This window comes from Streptomyces sp. NPDC060028 (genome assembly GCF_042736725.1).
GTDB lineage: Bacteria > Actinomycetota > Actinomycetes > Streptomycetales > Streptomycetaceae > Streptomyces.
The window spans coordinates 61,679-75,954 of the sequence record NZ_JBHWVJ010000036.1 but is presented as its reverse complement, the minus strand read 5'-3'; the positions used below and the strand labels follow the sequence as shown (position 1 = coordinate 75,954).

General features: G+C 72.3%; 10 protein-coding genes, 1 pseudogene and 1 riboswitch. Of the genes and pseudogenes, 3 read left to right on the top strand and 8 right to left on the bottom strand.

Going from position 1 to position 14,276, the window contains the following annotated elements; translation table 11 throughout:
* Nucleotides 1-90: 90 nt before the first annotated feature.
* Nucleotides 91-627: pseudogene (locus ACFWBF_RS19700) on the top strand (helix-turn-helix domain-containing protein); the annotation flags it as partial.
* Here the strand turns inward: ACFWBF_RS19700 and ACFWBF_RS19695 are convergent.
* The 4 genes from ACFWBF_RS19695 to ACFWBF_RS19680 are packed head-to-tail and all read right to left on the bottom strand — an operon-like array spanning nt 525 to nt 5,920.
* Nucleotides 525-1,175 (bottom strand): thymidine kinase, encoded by a 651-nt coding sequence (locus ACFWBF_RS19695; RefSeq protein WP_330298993.1) that lies wholly within the window; start codon nt 1,173-1,175, stop codon nt 525-527. The pseudogene ACFWBF_RS19700 and the gene ACFWBF_RS19695 overlap by 103 nt on opposite strands.
* Nucleotides 1,176-1,233: 58 nt before the next feature.
* Nucleotides 1,234-2,439 (bottom strand): alkaline phosphatase family protein, encoded by a 1,206-nt coding sequence (locus tag ACFWBF_RS19690; RefSeq protein WP_385603160.1) that lies wholly within the window; start codon nt 2,437-2,439, stop codon nt 1,234-1,236.
* Entirely contained in the window at nt 2,439-3,044 is a 606-nt protein-coding gene (locus ACFWBF_RS19685) for a DUF5998 family protein (protein ID WP_385223564.1), read from the bottom strand. The genes ACFWBF_RS19690 and ACFWBF_RS19685 overlap by 1 nt, the downstream gene beginning before the upstream one ends.
* A gap of 47 nt (nt 3,045-3,091) precedes the next feature.
* On the bottom strand, nt 3,092-5,920 hold the full coding sequence (locus ACFWBF_RS19680) for a GNAT family N-acetyltransferase (protein WP_385603156.1): 2,829 nt from the start codon (nt 5,918-5,920) through the stop codon (nt 3,092-3,094).
* 185 nt (nt 5,921-6,105) lie between these two features.
* On the opposite strand from ACFWBF_RS19680, the gene ACFWBF_RS19675 reads away from it, so the two are divergent.
* Complete coding sequence (locus ACFWBF_RS19675) at nt 6,106-6,387, top strand: HPr family phosphocarrier protein (protein WP_385603153.1); 282 nt, start codon at nt 6,106-6,108, stop codon at nt 6,385-6,387.
* A gap of 273 nt (nt 6,388-6,660) precedes the next feature.
* On the opposite strand, the gene ACFWBF_RS19670 is transcribed toward ACFWBF_RS19675, so the two are convergent.
* The 4 genes from ACFWBF_RS19670 to ACFWBF_RS19655 form a co-directional block, all read right to left on the bottom strand.
* On the bottom strand, nt 6,661-7,326 hold the full coding sequence (locus tag ACFWBF_RS19670; protein ID WP_385603150.1) for a GntR family transcriptional regulator: 666 nt from the start codon (nt 7,324-7,326) through the stop codon (nt 6,661-6,663).
* A gap of 162 nt (nt 7,327-7,488) precedes the next feature.
* Nucleotides 7,489-8,283: a M23 family metallopeptidase gene (locus ACFWBF_RS19665; RefSeq protein WP_385603147.1), complete on the bottom strand. Its 795-nt coding sequence runs from the start codon at nt 8,281-8,283 to the stop codon at nt 7,489-7,491.
* Between the two features lie 12 nt (nt 8,284-8,295).
* Nucleotides 8,296-8,455, bottom strand: a riboswitch (cyclic di-AMP (ydaO/yuaA leader).
* A 239-nt stretch (nt 8,456-8,694) separates the two neighbouring features.
* Nucleotides 8,695-10,062: a M16 family metallopeptidase gene (locus ACFWBF_RS19660; RefSeq protein ID WP_385603169.1), complete on the bottom strand. Its 1,368-nt coding sequence runs from the start codon at nt 10,060-10,062 to the stop codon at nt 8,695-8,697.
* 20 nt (nt 10,063-10,082) lie between these two features.
* Complete coding sequence (locus tag ACFWBF_RS19655; protein WP_385603144.1) at nt 10,083-11,462, bottom strand: M16 family metallopeptidase; 1,380 nt, start codon at nt 11,460-11,462, stop codon at nt 10,083-10,085.
* A 244-nt stretch (nt 11,463-11,706) separates the two neighbouring features.
* Here ACFWBF_RS19655 and ACFWBF_RS19650 point away from each other — a divergent pair, with 244 nt between their 5' ends.
* Nucleotides 11,707-14,163 (top strand): DNA topoisomerase (ATP-hydrolyzing) subunit A, encoded by a 2,457-nt coding sequence (locus tag ACFWBF_RS19650; protein ID WP_385603141.1) that lies wholly within the window; start codon nt 11,707-11,709, stop codon nt 14,161-14,163.
* The last annotated feature ends 113 nt before the right edge of the window (nt 14,164-14,276 follow it).

Genomic DNA, 14,276 nt, shown 5'->3' with positions numbered 1-14,276 from the left:
CGAGGTGCCGTGCCGGGCGCCGCGACGCGGTGAACCTTTCCGGTCACAGCACTAGGTGAGGGAAGGGACGCCAGAACCGAACTCGGAGCCTTTCTCCGCTCACGCCGCGCGCGCCCGAAGCCCAAGGACGCAGGACTGAACACCTACGGCGAACGCCGTCGGGTCCCCGGCCTTCGCCGCGAAGAGCTGGCCCAGCCGGCAGGCGTGAGCGTGGACTACCACATCCGGTTCGAGCAGGGTCGCGGCGAGAACGTCTCGGACATGGTCATCGACGCCGTGGCCGCCGCGCTGCGCCTGACCGAGGCCGAGAGCGCGCACTTGTCCAACCTGGCCCGGGCGGTGAAGCGGCGCCCCACGACGTCAGTGGCGCGCCGGGAGCCGCGTCCCGGACAGCGCCGACTACTGAAGGCCATGGCCGACGTTCCCGCCCATCTCGTCGGCCATGGCCTCGGTCGGCGCCGACTCGGTGTCGTCCTCGACAACGCAGCTGAGGCAGCCGCTGTGACGCTCGCATCCGGGACCCGTCAGGCGTGGTTGACCGGGAGGACGTCCGGGGAAAGGGCGCCGGCGTGGGCCGCGGCCGAAGTCATCCGCTTGCGGTGGTGGCGGCGGCAGAGGACCTCGTAGCCGATCTCCTCCGCCGGGCGGTTCACGTCACCGACCACCACCTGGGCGCCTTCGACCACCATCTCCCCGCCCACCGTACGGGCGTTGTGGGTGGCGCGGGCCCCGCACCAGCACAGCGCCTCGACCTGGAGCTGTTCGAGGCGGTCCGCGAGCTCGATCAGGCGCTGCGAGCCAGGGAAGAGCTTCGTGCGGAAGTCCGTGGTGATGCCGAAGGCGAAGACGTCCAGGCCGAGGTCGTCCACGATGCGCGCGAGCTGGTCGATCTGCTCCGGGGCGAGGAACTGGGCCTCGTCCACGATCACGTAGTCCGCCTTGCCGCCCTTGGAGAGCTGGGCGACCAGGTACGCGTACAGGTCCATGCCCTCCGGAGCCTCGACCGCCTCCGTCACCAGGCCGAGGCGGGACGAGAGCTTGCCTTCGCCCGCCCGGTCGTCGCGGGTGAAGATCACGCCCTGGAGTCCCCGCGCGTCGCGGTTGTGTGCAATCTGGAGCGCCAGTGTGCTCTTTCCGCAGTCCATCGTTCCGGAGAAGAACACCAGCTCGGGCATGGGAAGTACGGGACCTTTCGGGTCGTGGGCGGGGGCGCGGGGAGGGCGGCGGGGAGGATCAGGTGCGGACTTCGAGCAGCGGGACCAGCTGCTCGGCCGGGGTCATGGAGCCGTGCATGCCGGCGAGCGCCGACTCGTTGGGCTCGTTGCGCGAGGCGGTGATGGCCACGTCCGCCTGGGCGGCCGCGACGACGTCGCCGATGCGGCCGAGGACGCGCTCGTCGCACTCCCCCGGCGCGCCGAACCAGCCCAGTTCCAGGGCCTCTTCGCGGCTCGCGACCCAGAACCGGTCGCCGAGCACCTCGCGCCACACGGTCAGGACGTCGGCCTGCGCGCCCGGGACGGCGTACACGTGCCGGGCCCGGCCCTCGCCGCCGAGCAGGGCCACGCCCGCGCCCAGCTCCCAGTCGTCGTCGAAGTCGATCCGCGCATCCTCGTCGAAGGGGATGTCCACCATGCCGTGGTCCGCGGTGACGTACAGGGCGGTGCGCGCCGGGAGCTGCTCCACGAGCCGCTGGACCAGCCGGTCCACGTACATCAACTGGCCGCGCCAGGCGTCGGAGTCCACGCCGTGCCGGTGTCCCGCGCCGTCGAGCTCGCTGTAGTACGTGTACACGAGCGAGCGGTCACCGGCCGCGAGGCGCTCGGCCGCGAGGTCCATGCGCTCCTCGCCGGTCATCCGCCCGAGGAAGGTGCCGCCGCTCAGCGCGACCTTGGTGAGCGGGGTGGTCTGGAACGCGGGCGAGGACACCTGCGCGGTGGCCACGCCTGCCGCGTCGGCCTTCTGGAAGACGGTCGGGTACGGCTGCCAGGGCTTCGGCGCGGTCCACGGGTGCCAGCGGAGCTGGTTCATCAGCTCACCGGTGGCGGGGTTGCGCACGGTGTAGCCGGGCAGGCCGTGCCGGGCGGGCGGCAGGCCGGTGCCGACGGAGGCCAGCGAGGTGGCGGTGGTCGCCGGGAAGCCCGCGGTGATCGGGCGGCCGGTGCCGCCGCGCGAACTGCCGAGGAGGGAGGTCAGGTACGGGGCCTCGTCCGGGTGTGCCTTTATCTGCTCCCAGCCCATGCCGTCGACCAGGAACACGCAGTTGCGGTCGGCCGGGGTGAGCTCGGCGATGGAGGCGGTGAATCCGGGGACGCCCTGGCCCGCCACGAGGGTCGGCAGCAGATCGGCGAGCGAGCCCGTGCCGTACTGCGGCACCGGGGCGCCGGCCAGGTCCAGGAGCTCCGGCTCGTCCGCCCAGTTCTGCGCCGCGGAGTACGCCATCAGCGAGCGGTGGCGGAAGGCGCCGCGGTGGCCGCGGTGGCTTCGCTGAGGGCCTGCGCGAAGACCAGCGTCTGGCGCACGGCCTCCGGTCCGTCGCCCGCCTCGCTGACCCGCAGGCTCAGGTCGTCGGCGGTGGAGTTGCCGGTGTAGCCGTGGTCGGAGTCGCAGTTCGGGTCGCCGCAGGCGGCCGGCTCCAGGTCGATGCGGGAGACCGCGCCCCAGCCGATGGTCAGGACGACCTCGCGGGGCAGGGTGCCGGGCGTGTACGACTCCGGGTTGGCGACGACGCGGCTGAGCACCACGGAGGAGATGCTGGAGAGCTTGACCGACTCGGTGGAGGTGGTCGCGTACGGGGACGGGGATCCGGCGTCGGCGGCCTGCTCGTCGGTGTGGCTCACGATGAAGCGGTTGCCGGTCAGGACCAGCACCGTGACATGGCGGCGCACCTCGTTGGCGTCGAAGGTCGTCTCTTGGTGGACCAGGTACGACGAGATCGGCTCGCCGCCCACCGCGGCCTCCACGGCCTCGGCCACGAGGGCCGGGTAGTAGCCGCTGCGCTCGATCGCCGTGCGCAGCCCCTGGGTCGTCGTACCGGATTTCGCCATGAGGTCCATCCTAAGGCCCGCAGGAGGCGCCCCGGCCGCGCCGGACGTCAGTAGCTGGGCAGGGTGCGCGGCCCGAGGTCGCTGCGGGCGGGGGCGTGGGCGAGGCGGACGGTGGCGCTGAGCACGGAGAGGCCGTCGGTGGCGACGACGACGGGCTCCAGGGAAACCCCGACCACCTCGGGGTGGTCGTCGACGAGGCGGGACAGCCGCAGGAGCAGTTCCTCCAGGGCCGGGGTGTTGACGGGGTCGCTGCCGCGCCAGCCGAAGAGGAGCGGCGCGGTGCGGATGGAGCGGATCAGGCCGGCGGCGTCCCGGTCGGTGGCCGGGACCAGGCGGTGCGCGGTGTCGCCGAGCAGTTCGGAGGCGACGCCGGCGAGGCCGAAGGAGAGGACGGCTCCGGCGGCGGGGTCGATGACGGAGCGGACGACGGTGTCGACACCCCGAGGCACCATGGCCTGGACGACGGGGAGCAGCTCGGCGGGCTTGCCGAGGGCTTCGGTGAGTTCCTCGTAGGACCGCCGCAGCTCCGCCTCGGTGGTGAGGTCGAGGCGTACGCCGCCCAGGTCCGCGCGGTGGCGCAGGTGCGAGGCGGTGGTCTTGAGCGCGACCGGGTAGCCGAGCACACGGGCGGCGCTGACCGCGGCGTCGGCGCTGGGCGCGGGGAGGGTGGCGTGCACGCGGATCCCGTAGCGGCCGAGCAGCTCGCGGGCGTCGGGGTCGGCCAGGGTGAGCACCTCGCCGTCCGGCACGGCCGCCAGCAGCCGGGAGAGCTGCCCGGCGGCCCCGCCCTCGTCGATGTCCTCGTACTCCGGGACCTGGCCGGGCTCGGCGATGGCGCGCCGCCACTGGCCGTAGCGCACGGCCTCGGCGAGGGCCTTGACGGCGCGCTCGGCGGCGGGATAGCTGGGGATCCGGTCCCGCTCGCCGGCCGTGCGGGGGTCCGCGGGCGGGGTCACGGGGGCGGGCGTGGCAGCCGGCACGGCCCCGGCCGACGGAGACCGAGGCGGCGGAGCCGGCCCCCGCACCGGCGCGGTGCCGCGCGCCGCCGACAGGGCCTCGACCAGTTCGCCGAGCTCCACGTGCACCACGGCCACGGGCTTGCCCGGCACCTCGGCCACGGCCTCCCGCAGGGCGTCCGCGAGATCGTCGGCCAGCGCGCGCTCGCTCACCCACGGGATCGCCGTGACGACGACCGCGTCACAGTCGTCGGAGGCCAGCGCGGCGGCCAGGGCCGTACGGAAGTCCGCGGGCGAGGCCGCCGTCGTCAGGTCCAGCGGCGGAAGCGGCCGCAGCCCCTGCGTCAGGCAGGCGTCGTAGGTGAGGACCCCGAGGGACTCGGAGTTGCCGAGGATCGCGATCCGCGGTCCGGCGGGCAGTGGCTGCGCGGCCAGCAGCAGGCCGACGTCCACCAGCTCGGTGACCGTGTCGACCCGGATCACGCCCGCCTGCCGCAGCAGCGCCGAGACCGTCGCGTCCGGGAGCCGGGTGTCGGGGACGACGTGCCCCGCGGGGGTGTGGCGGCCGCCCTTGGCGACGACCACCGGCTTGACGGCCGCCGTCCGGCGGGCGAGCCGGGTGAACTTGCGCGGGTTGCCCAGGGTCTCCAGGTAGAGCAGCGCGACGTCCGTCGCCTCGTCGTCGTACCAGTACTGGAGGATGTCGTTTCCGGACACGTCGGCGCGGTTGCCCGCCGAGACGAAGGAGGACAGCCCTTCGCCGCGGCGCAGGAGCCCCGAGAGCAGCGCGATCCCGATGGCCCCGGACTGCGTGAAGAGGCCGATGCGGCCGCGCTTGGGCAGCGGCGCGGGAGCCAGCGAGGCGTTCAGCTCCACCTCGGGTGCCGCGTTGATCACCCCGAACGCGTTCGGTCCGATCAGCCGCATCCCGTACGAGCGCACCTGCCGCACCAGTTCGCGCTGGCGGGCCGTCCCCTGCGCCCCGCTCTCCCCGTATCCGGCGGAGAGCACGACGAGTCCCTGCACCCCGTGCTCCCCGCAGTCGGCCACCACCTGCGGGACCCGGTCCGCGGGAACCGCGACCACCGCGAGGTCCACGGGCGCGCCGATGTCGGCGAGCGCGCGGTAGGCCCGTACGCCGTCGAGCAGGTCTCCCTCGATGCCGGGGGCGCGGGCCGCGTTGACCGCGTAGAGGTGGCCGTGGAAGCCGCTGTCCCGCAGGTTGCGCAGGGTCGCCGCGCCCACGCCGCTGCCGGAGCGGCTGACTCCGATCACGGCCACGGAGCGCGGGGTCAGCAGCCGCTGTACCGAGCGGGCCTCGGCGCGCTGCTCGCGGGCGCGCTGCACGGCGAGGGACTCGGCGGTGGGTTCGAGGTCGAGGGTGAGGCGGACGGAGCCGTCCTCGAAGCTGCGCTTCTGCTGGTATCCGGCGTCCGTGAACACCTTGATCATCTTGTTGTTGGCGGGCAGCACCTCGGCGGCGAAGCGCCGGATGCCCCGCTCGCGGGCGACCGCGCCGATGTGTTCGAGCAGGGCGGAGGCCACGCCCCGGCCCTGGTGGGCGTCCTGGACGAGGAAGGCGACCTCGGCCTCGTCGGCGGGCCCGGTGGCCGGGCGGCCGTCGGAGCCGATCCGGTCGTAGCGGACGGTGCCGATGAACTCCCCGCCGATGGTCGCCGCGAGGCCGACCCGGTCCACGTAGTCGTGGTGGGTGAAGCGGTGCACGTCGCGGTCGGAGAGCCGGGGGTAGGGGGCGAAGAAGCGGTAGTACTTCGACTCGTCCGAAACCTGCTCGTAGAAGCTGACCAGCCGGCCCGCGTCCTCGGTGGTGATGGGTCTGATGCGGGCGGTGCCGCCGTCCCGCAGGACGACGTCCGCTTCCCAGTGTGCCGGGTACGAGGGGTCCGACTCGGTGGTCATGGGGCCACCTTAAGGCTCCTGTGGCTCGGGTGGCCCTGGCGCGGCGCATCAGGCATGCCGACGCAAATCAGTGCAAGCTGGGGAGGGCCGAACGGCAGGGAGATTCAGGCCGAAGGTCGGTCGGAGCATTCCGGGCGTCGTGAGAGACTGGTCTAGACAACCGTAAGAACCTGAAGGGCATCACCATGGCAGAGCGCCGCGTCAACGTCGGGTGGGCCGAGGGCCTGCACGCTCGTCCCGCCTCGATCTTCGTCCGCGCGACGACCGCTTCCGGCGTCCCGGTGACCATCGCGAAGGCCGGCGGCGACCCCGTCAACGCCGCTTCCATGCTGGCGGTTCTGGGCCTGGGCGCCCAGGGCGGCGAGGAGATCGTCCTCGCGTCCGACGCCGAAGGCGCCGAGGCTGCGCTGGAGCGCCTCGCGAAGCTGGTCGCCGAGGGTCTCGAGGAGCTCCCCGAGACCGTCTGACCCCTCGGGTTCGGCTCGTTCGGCTCGTACGGTTCGCATTGGCTCGTACGGCTCGACTGCAGTTGCTGCCGTTACTGCCGTTACTGCTCGTACGGCGAAGCCGTGGCCACCGGAATACCGGCGGCCACGGCTTCACTGCTTTTCCCGGACCGCCGGACCCCCCGACCGGTCCGGGAATAGCAGAATTCCAGCCGCTCGCACCGGCCGAAAATAGCGCGGAACCGCGAATTGCCCGGCGCCGCGCGAATATCCGTCCTTTGTATACGGCATTTGTTAATGCGGGCCGCTCGCCATGTTTACGGCAGGTTGCGAAGTCCTCACCCGCATCCGGTGCGCCCCGGCCGCCCGGTCCGCGTGGATCGCGGTGAGCGCCCGGGCCCGCTCCGCGTCACCGCGCGCCACCGCGTCCACGATCGCCCCGTGCTCCGCCCAGGACTCCACCGGCCGCGCCGGGGCCTCCACCGCGTACATCCAGGCGACCTTGTGCCGCATCTGCGTGAGCAGCGCGATCAGCCCCGGACTGCCGGAGGCCTGCGCGAGGGTCTCGTGGAACCAGCCGCCCAGGGAGCGCAGATCCTCCCCCTGGCCCCGCTTCGCCCGCTCCTGCCCCAGCCGGACCAGCCCGCGGAGCACCTTGAGGTGGGCCTCCGTACGCCGCCGCGCGGCCCGGGCGGCGGCCAGCGGCTCCAGCAGCATCCGCAGCTCCAGGAGGTCCGCGGCCTCCTGCTCGGTCGGCTCCGCCACACAGGCGCCCGCGTGCCGACGGGTCGTCACGAAGCCCTCGGACTCCAGCGTGCGCAGCGCCTCGCGCACCGGGACGCGCGAGACTCCGTACCGGCGGGCCAGCACCTCTTCGGTGAGCCGGCTGCCCGGCCCGAACACCCCGGAGACGATGTCGTCGCGAATTGCTGTGCACACCGCGTGCGCGGGAATACGCAAGACCGGACCTCCGCCTATTTCCGACTGCCGACGTCATTGATGCGTGCAACTCTATGGCAACACACGATGATTTCCGAGGACGGCCGGAAATACGAAACATTCACACAACGCGAAGGCCCCGGCTCGGGGAGCCGGGGCCTTCGCGGATGTCGTGCGGGCGGGTCAGACGGTGACGCCGTGCTGGCGCAGGTACGCGACCGGGTCGATGTCCGAGCCGTAGTCGGCGCCGGTGCGGGCCTCGAAGTGCAGGTGCGGGCCGCTGGAGTTGCCGGTGGAGCCCGACAGGCCGATCTGCTGGCCCGCGGCGACCTGCTGGCCGACGGAGACGCTCAGCACGGACAGGTGGCCGTACTGGGTGTAGGTGCCGTCGGCGTGCTTGATGACGATGTTGTTGCCGTACGCGCCGCCCTGGCCCGACTCGACCACGGTGCCCGCGCCCACGGCGTGGACCGTGGTGCCGGTGGCCGCGTGGAAGTCGATGCCGGTGTGGCTGCCGGAGGACCACATGCCGCCGCCCGCGTGCCACTGGGTGCTGACGTAGGAGTCCTCGACGGGGGCGACGAAGGTGTTGAGGCGCTTGCGCTCCTCCTCGCGGGCCGCGCGCTCGGCGGCGTCACGCTCTTCCTGCGCCCGGGCCTCGGCCACGCGCTTGGCCTCGGCGGCCCGCTGCTTGGCGTCGGCCTCGGCCTGCGCCTTGGCGGCGGCGGCCTCGGCGGCGCGCTGCTGGGACTGGGCCTGGGCCTCGATCTCGCCCGCGAGGTCCTCGGCCACCACGATGGTGTTCAGGCCGGTGTCCTCGATGGAGGGGGCGGCCTGGTCCGCGGCGAACGCGGGACCGGCCAGGGAGCCGACGACACCAGTGGTGGCGAGGGCGGCTATGCCGGCGTAGCCGGCGGTCTTGCGGCTCAGACGACTGGAACCACGGTGCTTACCGGCGGCACGACTGCCAAACGCCATGAAGGGGCTGATCCTTTCCTTCCCTCTCGCCTACCGGGTTAGCTGACGGGTTCGGAGCAGGAAGGTCTCCTACGGGCCTCCTCTTGCGAGGCGGTCCGATTCACCCCAGGGACTGATGTGGGTCCCCGGCTCCCCAGGCTCGCGCCTGACGGGGACTCGGCGATCGCTGTCCGGTGCCGCGGGGCGCGGCGGGTACGACTGACGAACAGCACGGCCGACGCTAGGCGGATCATCAGTCAATCGCCAAACAGACGCGGCTTTTTGTTGCGTACGCCACAGAACATACAAGCAACCTCACCCCTAAACGGACAAAAGGGGCCCCGACGGACAAGCCGCCGAAGCCCCCTGCATGCCGCCCAGTTGGGCCGCCGTCCGTCGGTGGGCAGCACCCGCGCGGCGCCGCCGTGCCGATCAGTTGGTGACGACGCTCACGTCACCGATCCCGAGGGCGCGCACCGGCTCCTCGATCTGTGCGGCGTCGCCCACGAGCACCGTGACCAGCCGGTCCACCGGGAAGGCGCTGACGACCGCCGAAGTCGCCTCCACCGTGCCGGTTTCGGCGAGCCGCGCGTACAACTGAGCCTGGTAGTCGTCCGGCAGCTCCTGCTCGACCTGGTCGGCGAGGGTGCCGGCGACCGAGGCGGCCGTCTCGAACTTCAGGGGGGCCACGCCCACCAAGTTCTGTACCGCCACGTCCCGTTCGGCATCGGTCAGGCCGCCCTCCGCGAGGGTGCGGAGCACCTTCCAGAGGTCCTCCAGCGCCGGGCCGGTGTTCGGGGTGTCCACCGAGCCGCTGATGGCGAGCATCGAGGCGCCCTTGCCGTCGGCGGTGGAGCGCAGCACCTGGCCGAAGGCGCGCACGCCGTAGGTGTACCCCTTCTCCTCGCGCAGCACCTTGTCCAGGCGCGAGGTGAGGGTGCCGCCCAGGCAGTACGTGCCGAGCACCTGGGGCGCCCAGACCCGGTCGTGCCGGTCCGGGCCGATGCGGCCGATCAGCAACTGCGTCTGGACCGCGCCGGGCCGGTCGACGATGACCACACGGCCGGTGTCGTCGGCGGTCACCGGCGGCACCGGCAGCGGCTCCGCGAAGTCGCCGGTCCAGGAGCCCAGGGTGTCGGCCAGGACCGCGTCCAGGTCGACCCCGGTCAGGTCGCCGACGACCACCGCGGTGGCGGTGGCGGGGCGTACGTGGGCCTCGTAGAAGGCGCGTACGGCCGCCGAGTCGATACGGGCGACCGTGTCCTCGGTGCCCTGTCGCGGGCGGGACATCCGCAGCGAGGCCGGGAAGAGCTCCTTGGAGAGCTGCTTGGCGGCGCGGCGCTGGGGGTTGGCCAGCTCGTGCGGGATCTCGTCGAGCCGGTTGCGCACCAGCCGGTCCACCTCGGAGTCGGCGAAGGCGGGCGCGCGCAGGGCCTCGGCGAGCAGGCCGAGCGCCTTGGGCAGCCGGGAGACCGGCACTTCCAGGGAGACCCGGATGCCCGGGTGGTCGGCGTGCGCGTCGAGGGTGGCGCCGCAGCGCTCCAGCTCGGCCGCGAACTCCTCGGCGGAGTGCTTGTCGGTGCCCTCGGACAGCGCGCGGGCCATGATGGTGGCCACGCCGTCCAGGCCCTCGGGCTCGGCGTCCAGCGGGGCGGCGAGGTTGATCTCGACCGCCACCACCTGCTGGCCCGGGCGGTGGCAGCGCAGCACGGTCAGGCCGCCCGGCATCACCCCGCGGTCGGGGGCCGGGAAGGCCCACGGCTGCGGCTCGCCGGGCTGCGGCTGCGGGTGGAAGGTCATCGTGACGGCTGCGGTGTCGCTCACTGCTCCGCCCCCTCGTTCTCGTTGCTCTCGTCGGACTCGTCGGACTCGTCGGACTCGTCGGACTCGTCGGCGTCCGAACCGGCCAGCGGCTCGTAGACCAGCACCGCGCGGTTGTCCGGGCGCAGTCGGGCCGCGGCCACGGCCTGCACCTCCTCGGCGGTGATGTCGAGGACGCGCTGGACGGCGGTCAGCGCCAGCTGCGGGTCGCCGAACAGCACCGCGAAGCGGCACAGTTCGTCGGCGCGGCCGGCCACCGTGCTCAGCCGGTCCAGCCACTCGCGCTCCAGCTGTGCCTGGGCCCGCTCCATCTCCTCGGCCGTCGGGCCCTCGGCGGCGAACCGCGCGAGCTCCTCGTCGACGGCCGACTCGATGTCGGGCACCTCCACGCCGCCGGAGGTCTTGACGTCCAGCCAGCCGAGCGAGGGCGCACCGGCCAGCCGCAGCATGCCGAAACCGGCCGCGACGGCCGTCTGGTCGCGGCGTACCAGGCGGTTGTGCAGCCGCGAGGACTCGCCGCCGCCCAGGACGGTCAGCGCCACGTCCGCGGCGTCGCACTCGCGGGTGCCGTCGTGCGGGAGCCGGTAGGCGGCCATCAGCGCACGCGCCGGCACCTCCTCGACGATCTCCTCGCGCAGCTGCGCGCCGATCACCTCGGGCAGCGAGCCGTCGCGCGGCGGCTGCTTGCCGTCGTGCGAGGGGATGGTGCCGAAGTACTTCTCGATCCAGGCGAGCGTCCGCTCGGGGTCGATGTCGCCGACGACCGACAGCACCGCGTTGTTGGGTGCGTAGTACGTGCGGAAGAAGTCGCGCGCGTCCTCCAGGGACGCGGCGTCCAGGTCGGCCATGGAGCCGATCGGGGTGTGGTGGTACGGGTGGCCCTCGGGGTACGCCAGGGCGGTCAGCTTCTCGAAAGCCGTACCGTACGGGACGTTGTCGTACCGCTGGCGGCGCTCGTTCTTGACGACGTCGCGCTGGTTCTCCATGGACTCGTCGTCCAGGGCGGCGAGCAGCGAGCCCATGCGGTCCGCCTCCAGCCACAGCGCGAGCTCCAGCTGGTGGGTCGGCATCGTCTCGAAGTAGTTGGTGCGCTCGAAGCTGGTGGTGCCGTTCAGGGAGCCGCCGGCACCCTGGACCAGCTCGAAGTGCCCGTTGCCCGGTACGCTCGCCGAGCCCTGGAACATCAGGTGCTCGAAGAGGTGAGCCAGGCCGGTGCGCCCCTTGACTTCGTGGCGCGAGCCGACGTCGTACCAGAGGCAGACCGCGGCGACCGGGGTCAGGTGGTCCTCGGAAAGCACCACGCGCAGGCCGTTGGCCAGCCGGTGCTCGGTCGCTGTCAGGCCGCCGGAGCCGGCCTGAGCTGTGGCCGTGTGACCCATGGGCATGTGGTCCCTTCGATCGCGATGCAGAGATTTCTGTCAGACCTGCCACTGTATGCAAGCGCGTCGGCGACCGGAGAAGTTCCCGGCTCACTCCTGGGTCGGAGTCGGCGTTGTCGGTGGCTCGGGCCACAATGGTCCGCGTCAGACCGTCGAGAGACACCCCGCAGGACCGAGCAAGACCCAGCACAGCCCCCCGTGAGACCCAGCTCATCCCGATTCTTGGTTAAGGAGCCGCGCAGCGATGGCCCGCCGCAGCACGAAGACCCCGCCGCCGGAGGATTTCGAGGAGAAGATCCTCGACATCGACGTCGTCGACGAAATGCAGGGCTCCTTCCTCGAGTACGCGTACTCGGTGATCTACTCCCGTGCCCTGCCCGACGCCCGGGACGGCATGAAGCCGGTGCACCGCCGCATCGTCTACCAGATGAACGAGATGGGCCTGCGCCCCGACCGCGGCTACGTGAAGTGCGCCCGCGTCGTCGGCGAGGTCATGGGCAAGCTGCACCCGCACGGCGACGCCTCCATCTACGACGCCCTCGTGCGCATGGCCCAGCCCTTCTCCATGCGGCTGCCGCTCGTCGACGGCCACGGCAACTTCGGCTCGCTCGGCAATGACGACCCGCCGGCCGCGATGCGCTACACCGAGTGCAAGATGGCCGACGCCGCGTCACTGATGACGGAGTCGATCGACGAGGACACCGTCGACTTCACCGCGAACTACGACGGCCAGGAGCGGGAGCCGGTCGCGCTGCCCGCGGCCTACCCGAACCTGCTGGTCAACGGCGCGTCCGGGATCGCGGTCGGCATGGCCACCAACATGGCCCCGCACAATCTCGGCGAGGTCATCGCGGCCGCCCGGCACCTGATCCGCCACCCGCAGGCGGACCTGGAGGCGCTGATGCGCTTCGTGCCGGGTCCCGACCTGCCCACGGGCGGCCGGATCGTCGGCCTCGCGGGCATCAAGGACGCGTACGAGAACGGCCGCGGCACCTTCAAGATCCGCGCGACGGTGGCCGTGGAGAACGTGACGCCGCGCCGCAAGGGCCTGGTCGTCACGGAACTGCCCTTCACGGTCGGCCCCGAGAAGGTCATCGCGAAGATCAAGGACCTGGTCGGCTCGAAGAAGCTCCAGGGCATCGCCGACGTCAAGGACCTCACCGACCGCTCGCACGGACTGCGCCTGGTCATCGAGATCAAGAACGGCTTCCACCCGGAGGCCGTGCTGGAGCAGCTCTACAAGCTGACGCCGATGGAGGAGTCCTTCGGCATCAACAACGTCGCGCTGGTCGACGGACAGCCGCTGACGCTGGGCCTCAAGGAGCTGCTGGAGGTCTACCTCGACCACCGCTTCGAGGTCGTGCGGCGGCGCAGCGAGTTCCGCCGCGGCAAGCGGCGCGACCGCCTGCACCTGGTCGAGGGCCTGCTGGTGGCCCTGCTCGACATCGACGAGGTCATCCGCCTCATCCGCGACAGCGACAACTCGGCCCAGGCCAAGCAGCGGCTGATCGAGCGCTTCTCGCTGAGCGAGATCCAGACGCAGTACATCCTGGACACCCCGCTGCGCCGGCTCACCCGCTTCGACCGGATCGAGCTGGAGTCCGAGCGCGACCGGCTGACCGGTGAGATCGACGAGCTGAGCGGGATCCTCGACTCCGACACCGAGCTGCGCAAGCTGGTCTCCACCGAACTGGCCGCGGTCGCGAAGAAGTTCGGCACCGAGCGTCGTACGGTGCTCCTGGAGTCGGCGGGCACGCCGGTCGCGGCGGTTCCGCTGGAGGTCGCCGACACCCCCTGCCGGGTGCTGCTCTCCTCCACCGGCCTGCTGGCCCGCACGGCGAACGCCGACCCGCTGCCCGAGGACGAGGGCGGGGGCCGCGCGAAGCACGACCTGATCGTCTCGCAGGTCGCCGCGACCGCCCGGGCCGATGTCGGCGCCGTCACCTCGTACGGGCGGCTGCTGCGGCTGTCGGTGATCGACCTGCCTCAGCTGCCGGACACGCACGCCGCGCCGAACCTCGCGGGCGGCGCGCCGGTCTCGGAGTTCCTCTCCGGTCTGGAAGCCGATGAGAAGGTCATCTGCCTGACCTCGCTGGACGAGTCCGGCCAGGGTCTGGCGCTCGGCACCGAGCAGGGCGTGGTCAAGCGGGTCGTGCCGGACTACCCGGCCAACAAGGACGAGCTGGAAGTCATCACCCTCAAGGACGGAGACCGGGTCGTCGGCGCGGTCGAGCTGCGCACGGGCGAGGAGGACCTGGTCTTCATCACGGACGACGCCCAGCTGCTGCGCTACCCGGCGGGCCAGGTGCGCCCGCAGGGCCGCCCGGCGGGCGGTATGGCGGGCATCAAGCTCGCCGACAACGCGAAGGTCATCCACTTCTCGGCCGTGGACCCGGCCCGGGACGCCGTGGTGTTCACCGTGGCGGGCTCGCACGGGACGCTGGACGACTCGATGCTGTCCGGCAAGCTGACCCCGTTCGACCAGTACCCGCGCAAGGGACGGGCCACGGGCGGCGTGCGCTGCCAGCGGTTCCTGAAGGGCGAGGACCTGCTGGTACTGGCCTGGGCCGGCGCTTCGCCGGTCCGCGCGGCGGTCGCGAACGGCACGCCGGCCGAGCTGCCGGGCATGGACCCGCGCCGGGACGGTTCGGGGGCCGCGCTGCCCGCCGTCGTCACGGCTCTGGCGGGAGCCGCGCTGTAGGACGTACGCCGACGGGGCGGGGCGCCACGGTCCACGGGCCGCGACGCCCCGCCCCTGCCGCAAGCGCCCCGCTCCGCCCGGAAGCACCGACTAGTGTTTTCCCGTTGGTGCTT